This window comes from Collinsella ihumii, from assembly GCF_900046475.1.
In the GTDB taxonomy this organism is placed as follows: domain Bacteria; phylum Actinomycetota; class Coriobacteriia; order Coriobacteriales; family Coriobacteriaceae; genus Collinsella; species Collinsella ihumii.
In genome coordinates, this window is sequence record NZ_FCOU01000023.1 from 1 (window position 1) to 1185 (window position 1185).

Consider the following 1185-nt stretch of genomic DNA (forward strand, 5'->3'; position numbering starts at 1 on the left):
GACCACCACGTCGCGAGAGCGCGGCACCCCGCGGGACGCTCTCGCGGGCGTGCTATGTCATCTCGGATTATACGACCGAGGCAGTCGGGACGGCGAATCTATCCACACTGTGCAAAAGATCATTTTATTCAATTAAACGGGTGCCGCGTCGGCACCTTCCCCAGGGCCTTGCGCGGGGCGGGATAGCATCCCGGCACGTCCGAGCGAGGGGGTCAATGACACAAACCGGGCAGTTTGGCACGCTCATATGACCGATAACCCTGTCAAGTGGCAAAAACGGCCCAACCCGCCTGGCCAAAGGCGGGTCGGGCCCTTCCGCTCCCGCAGCGCCGTCGAGACGACGTTTTCCCAACGTCAGGCACTGTGAACAGTCTCATGTCCGCGTGTCGCCACCCCTCGCGGGGATCGGTTGCCGCAAAAGGATGCCTTCGGCTGGGCGGAGCCGCACATCGGCCGGGCGCGGCCGATTCTAAGGTCGCACGCGCCCCTCGCGGGGCGTGCATAGCGTGGGCGCGGTTCGCCCCGGCGCCATCCCCGGCGGCGGGCGCGGGCGCGGGTATCCTCGACGGGCCCGGGGGCCCGGGGGGACCTCTCGGTCGGGAGGCCGCCTCCCTACGCCGGCATCACGGCGATCTGAGCTGTACTCTTTTATCGGACAGGGAGTCCGAGGTGCCCGTAACCCCGGATAATACCTATCTATAAGTTTCCGAGAGAAGGTGCAGGCAGACATGGGACAGAACCCCGCCGCCAAGTACACCGAGGAGTTCCGCCGGGAGACCGCGGACCACGTCATCGCCTCCGGCAGGCCGATCACCGAGTGCTGCAAGGAGCTCGGCCTGAACTCGAAGACGGTCAACACGTGGGTCATCAAGAGGAGGCGCGAGCTGGGGGCGCCGGCGCCCCGCCGGGGGACCCCGACGCCGAGCTCAGGCGGCTCAAGAAGAGGGTGCGCGAGCTGGAGACGGGGAACGGGTTCCTGAAAGAAGCCGCGGCCTTCTTCGCCAGGACCCAGGGGTAGCGGAGCGCTACGCCCTGATGGAGGCGGAGAGGGCGGACTACCCGATCGGCATGATGGCGAGGCTGCTCGGCGTGAGCAGGTCCGGCTTCTGCGACTGGCTGAAGCGCGGGCGCTCGGACCCGTGGGCCGACGCGCGCGACGCGGTCATGGCGTGCTGGGAGGCCTCC

The 1185-nt window shown here is 67.7% G+C and carries 1 protein-coding gene; it reads left to right on the forward strand.

Annotation, left to right across the window (positions count from 1 at the left end):
• Nucleotides 1-728 precede the first annotated feature (728 nt).
• Entirely contained in the window at nt 729-980 is a 252-nt protein-coding gene (locus BN3789_RS12870) for a transposase (protein WP_147569750.1), read from the forward strand.
• Nucleotides 981-1185: the final 205 nt, after the last annotated feature.

Bases quoted from the DNA above. Each gene is read 5' to 3' on its own strand.
- BN3789_RS12870 (WP_147569750.1), top strand. From the start codon at position 729: ATGGGACAGAACCCCGCCGCCAAGTACACCGAGGAGTTCCGCCGGGAG.